Annotated in this window: 7 protein-coding genes; 3 read left to right on the top strand and 4 right to left on the bottom strand. The window is 54.6% G+C overall.

Annotated features, from left to right (window positions below):
- The coding region (locus ACIQ20_RS15155) for a phosphoadenosine phosphosulfate reductase family protein (protein WP_395781751.1) at positions 1-432 on the bottom strand (432 nt) is incomplete at its 3' end.
- A complete protein-coding gene (locus tag ACIQ20_RS15150; protein ID WP_395781749.1) occupies positions 429-1,178 on the bottom strand; it encodes a phosphoadenylyl-sulfate reductase in 750 nt (249 codons plus the stop codon). The genes ACIQ20_RS15150 and ACIQ20_RS15155, both read right to left, overlap by 4 nt.
- Before the next feature lie 238 nt (positions 1,179-1,416).
- Between ACIQ20_RS15150 and ACIQ20_RS15145 the strand changes: the two genes are divergently transcribed.
- The 3 genes from ACIQ20_RS15145 to cobA are packed head-to-tail and all read left to right on the top strand — an operon-like array spanning position 1,417 to position 4,504.
- A complete protein-coding gene (locus tag ACIQ20_RS15145) occupies positions 1,417-3,108 on the top strand; it encodes a nitrite/sulfite reductase (RefSeq protein WP_395781747.1) in 1,692 nt (563 codons plus the stop codon).
- Positions 3,108-3,725: a DUF934 domain-containing protein gene (locus tag ACIQ20_RS15140; RefSeq protein WP_395781745.1), complete on the top strand. Its 618-nt coding sequence runs from the start codon at positions 3,108-3,110 to the stop codon at positions 3,723-3,725. Before ACIQ20_RS15145 ends, ACIQ20_RS15140 begins: the two co-directional genes overlap by 1 nt.
- The gene (gene cobA, locus ACIQ20_RS15135) at positions 3,722-4,504 is read left to right on the top strand and encodes a uroporphyrinogen-III C-methyltransferase (RefSeq protein WP_395781743.1); all 783 of its coding nucleotides are present in this window, start codon (positions 3,722-3,724) and stop codon (positions 4,502-4,504) included. Before ACIQ20_RS15140 ends, cobA begins: the two co-directional genes overlap by 4 nt.
- Positions 4,505-4,517: 13 nt before the next feature.
- Here the strand turns inward: cobA and ACIQ20_RS15130 are convergent, their stop codons facing one another.
- Together ACIQ20_RS15130 and ACIQ20_RS15125 are read right to left on the bottom strand one after the other, a co-directional pair.
- Positions 4,518-5,408 (bottom strand): ABC transporter ATP-binding protein, encoded by an 891-nt coding sequence (locus ACIQ20_RS15130; RefSeq protein ID WP_395781741.1) that lies wholly within the window; start codon positions 5,406-5,408, stop codon positions 4,518-4,520.
- Between the two features lie 12 nt (positions 5,409-5,420).
- Positions 5,421-7,294 (bottom strand): M1 family aminopeptidase (locus tag ACIQ20_RS15125; protein WP_395781739.1); only part of this gene is annotated, 1,874 nt, incomplete at its 5' end.

Genomic DNA, 7,294 nt, shown 5'->3' with positions numbered 1-7,294 from the left:
GGCGCGCGCTTTGTCTTCATCGCGTCGGGCACCGCCAAGTAAAAGGTCAAAGCCATGGGTTTCAATCGCTTCGAGCAAAGTGACTGCTTGAGCCGCATTCCGGCTGGCCAAGGGCGAAGTCAAACGGACACTACCGCGCGCGATGGAATCTTCTACATGGGCTACGACCAAGCGCTCACCCAGCCGCTTTGCGGTTTCATCGCGGAACTCGGTGACACCCTCAAAATTATGGCCGGTGTCGATGTGCAAGAGCGGGAACGGCAGCTTCTCAGGCCGGAAGGCCTTCAGCGCCAAATGCAACAAAACCGCGCTATCCTTGCCGCCAGAGAACAGGAGAGCCGGGTTTTGGCTTTGGGCGGCGGCCTCGCGCAGGATGAAAATGGCCTCAGATTCGAGGCGGTCAAGGTGGAGGAGACGGCTAAAAAAGGTCATGCGATAGATTCCTTGTTAGGATTATTCTGATGCAGGCCACACTCTTTGGTGTCGGCATTTTCCCACCACCAGCGCCCGTCGCGGGCGTGTTCTCCAGGGCGAATGGCGCGCGTACACGGGTCGCAGCCAATAGAAACGTAACCCCGGGCATGGAGTGGGTTGAGGGGGACTTGGAAATGTTCGGTATAGGCCAAAACATCCGCCCAGCCCCACGCTGCGAGCGGATTATGCTTGACCAAGTCGTGAGCAATATCCTTTTCGCGTTCTTCCAGCCGTTCGCGTGTCAGGGCCTGTTCGCGGCGTTGCCCGGTGATCCAAGCATCATAGCCGCTGAGTGCCCGCCCCAAGGGCTCTAGCTTGCGGACCCCGCAACAGGCTTTCCGGGCTTCCAAACTTTCGTAGAAACCATTGAGGCCATGGGTCGCAACAAATTGAGCCAAAGCGTTCGCTTCGGGCTCAAAGTGATGGACTTTCAGACCATAGCGCGCTCGCGTCCGCTCAATCATCGCAATTGTGTCTGGATGCAGCCTGCCTGTCTGAAGAGTAAAGATCTCAATGGGCAAGCCCAAGCGGGCAATCACATCGGTCAACACCATGTCTTCAGCCGAAAGCGAGCTGGCCAGCGCGATACGGCCCTCTCCGCTGATGGCTCGCAGACTTAATTCCAGCCGCGCCGTAAACGTCGCGAGCCGGTCTGGATCAGGGACTTGGATTATTGGTTTTTGTGCGTGATCGAGGAGGATCATTGCCGTCATCTTTCTTGAAACTTCGGCAGGTGACCGAGGCTTGGAGACCCGACATAGGCAGCGAGCGTGTTTTAAACGACAGATGAGAGCTGCAAGCTGCCATTAGCAAACCTATCAGAACCTCGCAAAACCCCCTGTTTCTCAGGATCTATCAGCTCTTCTAATAGACACCTTAAGCGGAACCGCATTGTTCGCGCGCGGGGGAGTCCGGATATAGCCCACAGCTAAAGGGCCCTGAATGTATATTTATAATGCCATCGACCAAAGCATCGTGGATGCGCGGGTTAAGCAGTTCGCCGATCAGACGGAGCGTTATTTAAGCGGCCGGATCTCGGAGGACGAGTTTAAGCCATTGCGCTTGCAAAATGGCGTCTATGTTGAGCGTCACTCGCCTTTGTTGCGGGTCGCCATCCCCTATGGCCTGTTATCTTCGCGCCAATTGCGCATGCTGGCTCACATTGGGCGCAAGTATGACCGCGGTTTTGGACATTTCACCACCCGCCAGAACATTCAGTTTAACTGGGTGAAGCTTGAGCAAGTCCATGAAATTTTGGCCGATCTGGCCAGCGTCCAGATGCACGCGATTCAAACCAGCGGCAGCTGCATTCGCAATGTCACGACCGATCATTTGGCCGGTGTCGCCCATGATGAGCGCGTGGACCCCCGTCCTTTAGCAGAACTGATGCGTCAGTGGTCGACCCTAAATCCAGAGTTTGCCTTCCTGCCGCGGAAATTCAAAGTTGCCTATAATGGGGCGGTTGAAGACCGGGCGGCGAGTGAAGTTCACGACCTTGCCTTTGATGTCTACCGTGATGAAGCGGGTGAAGTGCGCCTCACCGTCAAGGTGGGTGGCGGTCAAGGCCGCACGCCGCGCGTCGCCCCTGTGATCAAAACCGGTCTGCATTGGCGCGACATGCTGTCCTATACCGAAGCTGTCTTGCGCACCTATAATCGTTGGGGCCGGCGCGACAATATCTATAAGGCTCGCATCAAAATCCTCGTTGATGCTTTAGGCGCTGAGCGGTTTGGCGAAGAAGTTGAGCAAGAGTTTGCTCATGTCCAAGGCGGACCAGCGACCTTGGCGGCTTCAGAGCTTGAGCGCATGACCGCGTTCTTTGGCGCGCCTGCGTATCACAGTGCAGCCTCGGCTGATCAAGACGAAGCGCGGCACCGCTTGGCTGATCCCCGCTTCAATGCTTGGGTGAAACGCAATGTCGCCAAGCATAAGCGCGATAATTATGGCGCTGTCACCATCAGCTTAAAGCCCTTGGGGATCGCGCCGGGTGACGCCACCAGCGACCAGATGGACGCGATTGCAGACTTGGCTGACCGCTTCTCGTTTGGACAAATCCGCGTTTCCCATCATCAGAATTTGGTCTTGGCCGATGTAGCACGATCCGACCTTTGGGCGCTCTATCAAGCGCTGGAAGCCCTCGGGCTTTCGGAACCCAATGTCGGCTTAGCGACAGACATTATCTGCTGCCCGGGCGGGGATTATTGTGCTTTGGCAAACGCCAAATCCATTCCAGTCGCCGCCGCAGTGCAAGAGACCCTTGCCGCTAAGGCGCAAGACATCGGGACGCTGGCGATCAAAATGTCGGGCTGTATCAATGCCTGTGGCCATCATCACGTCGGTCACATTGGCATTCTGGGCGTCGATAAAAAGGATGAGGAATGGTACCAAATCCTGATCGGCGGACGCACAGATACCAAAACGGCGCTGGGCCAAATTGTCGGCAAAGCCATTCCGCGCGAAGCCGTGGCACCGACAATCGAACGTATGACCGACTTTTATCTGGAAAACCGCAACGGCGGTGAGTTGTTCATCGATGCCGTTGAACGCCTCGGCAAGGCGGCTTTCCATGATGCCGCCTTCCAAGCCGAAACCACTCAAACTTCCCCCTCTCCCCAAATTCAGGAAGCAAACTGATGAGCACTTTGTTGAAACTTTTCGCGTCGGGTGACGTAGTGACGCTTGCTTTACCAGAAGGCGCGTTCCGCGCAGCGCCAGCTCCAAATCCACTGCCGAATATGGAATTGATTAATCAGGGCCAAGGCGATGTGCGCAGCCTTATTCGCCCGAACGTCAAACAACCCGAAGCACCCAGTGTTGCCGCGTGGGAACATGGTACCCTGCTGACGCTTGCAGACTGGCTGGCGCGGGACGCTGCCAATGCTGATGCACCTGTTGGGATTGTATTGATGCCAACCGATGACCCTCCTGCTTTAGCTGGCCGTTTAGATGGCTTGGCCGTCATCGCGGTTGAGTTTGCCAAGTTTAGCGATGGGCGCGGTTATTCGATCGCCACGCTGTTACGGTCACGCTTGGGCTTTAAGGGCGAAATCCGAGCTGTTGGTGACGTCTTGATCGATCAGCTGTTTGCCATGGCCCGTTGCGGCATCGACAGCTTTGCCTTGCGTGGCGACCAAGATGTCGAGGCTGCCAAGCGCGCCTTTGCAACCTTCCCTTCTGTTTATCAATGGGCAGCAGACGAGCGCGACTTTGTCTTGGCAAAACAGGCAAGTCTCGAAAGAGCGGCTGCGTGACCGGTCACGTCTATCTGGTTGGAGCGGGGCCAGGTGCTGCGGACCTGTTGACAGTGCGCGCGCTTCGATTGATCGAGCGTGCCGATGTCATCCTCTACGATGCCTTAGTGACCGACGAAATTCTAGCGCTCGCCCCTCAGGCTAAAAAGGTGCCGGTTGGCAAGCGCGGCGGCCGTGTCTCGATGGATCAAGCGCTGATCAATCGTCTATTGGTGTCAACAGCAACCAAGCATGACTTGGTGGTTCGTCTTAAAGGTGGCGACCCCATGCTGTTTGGCCGCGCCCACGAAGAAATTGAGGCCTGCGTGCAAGCCGGCATCCCTATATCGATCGTGCCTGGGATCACGGCTGCCTTTGGTGCCGCTGCGGCCTTATCGACATCGCTCACCCAGCGCGGTCTCTCTCGCTCGGTAACGTTTGTAACGCCAACTGTGGCGCGGGGCAGCAAAGCTTCACCTGCTTGGGCTAAGGCAGTCGCGGCGGCCGACACGTCGGTCATTTATATGGGTCGAGGTGATGCAAGCTGGATCCGCGACAGCCTGATTGAGCTGGGTATGTCTTCCAACTTGCCAGTTGTGTTGGCCGAGGATGTCTCGCGCGCCTCAAGCTTTAATGTCAAAGGGCCTTTGGCCGACTTACCAGACTTGGCTCTACAGCTTGGCTCAGGACCCGTCTTGATGATGATCGGGGAAGTGTTTGCGGAGGCCGAGGTCGCGCTTGATTTGTTTGATGCTAGGCCTGCCAGTATTGACATGGTGGGATCGACTAAGGCTGGCTAGCAACAATGCGGACCTAGGCTATCTGTGTCGCCAGCCCTCGATCCTGCAGAATGCTAACCATATACAGCTCTTCGAGGCCTTGTTGGAGGGGCGAGAAGCCATCGCCGGGGTTTGTCTCTGACAAAACGTGCAAGACGGTCTTTCCTGCAAACAGACGGGTGGCAATCACACGATGTTGGGATTGATACTCCCCCACTTGGCTCCGGCTAACCACTTTGCGCCATACTTGACCATCCAATCTCCCGATCAGTTCCGACGTGTTGCCCTGCAAGACAATTCGGCCGCCTGCCATGATCGCCATATTGGGGCAGAGATCAGAGACATCTTCAACAATATGCGTTGAAAGTATGATCACCGCCTCATCACTCAGGCTGGCCAATAAGTTGAGGAAACGAGCGCGCTCTTCGGGGTCTAGGCCGGCGGTCGGTTCATCCACGATCAAAAGTTTCGGGTCACCTATTAATGCCTGCGCGATGCCGAAGCGCTGGCGCATGCCCCCAGAAAAGCTGGCGACCGCTTTCTTCCGTGCTTCCCAAAGATTGACTTGACTGAGTAGTCCCTCAATCATCTCTTTGCGCTCTTTGGTTTTGGAAAAGCCTTTCAATCGCGCAAAATGATCCAGGAGTTGAAGCGCGCTAACGCGCGGATAGACCCCAAACTCCTGCGGCAGATAGCCGAGCTGAGCTCGCAATTTAGTGGGCTGCTTTAGGACATCGATATGCCCAAATTGGATCGTCCCCTGCGTGGGCGTTTGAAGGGTTGCTATAGATCGCATCAAGGTGGACTTACCCGCACCATTGGGCCCCAGAAGACCAAACATGCCTGTTGGGATCGTTAGGCTTAGGTTGGAAATGGCCTTCACGCCATTGGGATAGATATGCGACAGGTCGGTGATGGTCAGCATGTTTCGGCCTGCTTATTTTGAGTTGTAAGATGGAATTAATGCGTTTGGCGGGTATAAGGACTGACTATTGATAGCCTGACCTTGTCGACTTCTTATGGCATCGCCAACTTGTACACTGTCCACCCAATAGGGTGTTTTGAGCTCGAGCTTAAATTCTGTTGGGGTGCGCTTGAAATACCTTTTGACGACTGCAACTTGTTCTGACGTGTAGCACTCACCCTTTTGAGTGTCTTTGTCGGTAACAATTATAGAATCCTTGATTTTTTCTGGTTTTTTCTCGCCGCAGGCAACACCCCTAGAAAACGTGACTGGTGCCACTCCAATTCCGGCGCTCGTATAGGGCTTACCTAATTCATCGAGGTTTTCGGTCCATGCCCAAGCCGTCAAACTGATGGTCGACCGAGATTTAATTGGCTGTGTTGCTTGGAAGTGGCTGATTTCGGTATTCCATCTCACTCGGTCGTCAAACAGTTGCTCGATGAGCAAATGAAGCTCTGGCCCTGCAGCACTTTTCAAGGTGTCCAAAAGATCTTCGATTGTAGGATAGGGTCTGTCAGCAGAGGTATAGCGCATAAAGAACGAACCCAAAGCAGCATCAAAACTCGTCGGCCCCATCGCCTCACGCATAGTAAAAAGCGCAATCGGTGCTTTGCCGTAGGCTAAATACCTTTGTGTTTCCATATTTGAGAGAGTGGGTTCACCGGTAGTCTCTTTACCCCGATAAAATTCGTATGTACTCTTTGCGGGCACAAGGTGAGCTCGAACAGCTTCCTGAGGAAACAGCTTAGCAAGCGCAATCCATGATGTCATTTCGGCCAGACCTTCGGTTAGTACCAAAGCACCCGGATGCATCGAGGGCACTATTTGATGCCCCCACCACATATGGGCTACCTCGTGAGCTGTGATTTGGCTCAGCTCATCCGACTTGTTGCTCGGGTCAATTATTTGCAGCCATCCGCCGTCTTCATAAAATGGAACAGTCCCAGCATAGGCTTGGGCGGCAATATCTACTGCGCCATAGGATGGCGTTTGGACGATGCGCAGGACGCCAAACGGATACGGGCCGTAAAGTTTCGAGAAGGTCTGCAGTGACGTTCTCATCGCGGTCATGATCGCTGTGAGATTACGGGTGAAGCCCGGCAGGTGATAAATCTCCAGCTCAACCGGACCATTATCTAATTGGATCTGCTCGCGCTTCACGACATAATTGGCCGACTGGATTGCAAACAGATTGTTGATACTGACAGGCGGGCGAAATTGCCGCGTGACTCTACCATCCGTGATGGTCTCCCTGACCAAGATACCAGGAGCAACGGGGATTTGGCCGACATCTGTCGACACGGTGATGTCCGCCTCTACCCAGCCACTTCCCGGGGTATAATAATTTTCATCCAACATGACTTGCGGCAATGGCCGTTTCTCTGGAAGGCCAAACTTTTGGCGTTCGTTTAGGTCCGATAGCCAAGAGTCTCGATCAATCCGAATGCTTGGGACCAATTGAGAGCTTTCGATGAAGCTGCCATTAGAAACAATTGCTGTGGGCAGGTCGTTACTCGCGACCGTTTTCCCATCAATGGCGCTCTTGAAAGTAAGGTCGCGCTTCTCACCCGGCTGGAGCGGCTTAGTAAACGTCCAGACAGCAATACCATAGTCCTTGATCTCTTCTTTGAGATTTGCACCCGGCATGGAGGCCGACTCAAGAAAAATAGAGCCATGGTTCAAAATGAACTGGGTCAGTGGGCGATTGGTGCGGTTCTTGAGAGTAAGGGTGCCGCTCGCTGTGGCCGTCACCTCCATTGGGCGAATGTCGACTTCAAGTTTGAGAGCAACAATTGTCGGGCCAGGCCATCCCTCCAAAGGAGCGAGATCACGTTCCATCTGTGACG

The organism is Aquidulcibacter sp., from assembly GCF_044346625.1.
Taxonomy (GTDB): Bacteria; Pseudomonadota; Alphaproteobacteria; order Caulobacterales; family Aquidulcibacteraceae; genus Aquidulcibacter.
The sequence above is the reverse complement of the archived record's forward strand: the minus strand, read 5'-3'. Positions and strand labels throughout refer to the sequence as shown.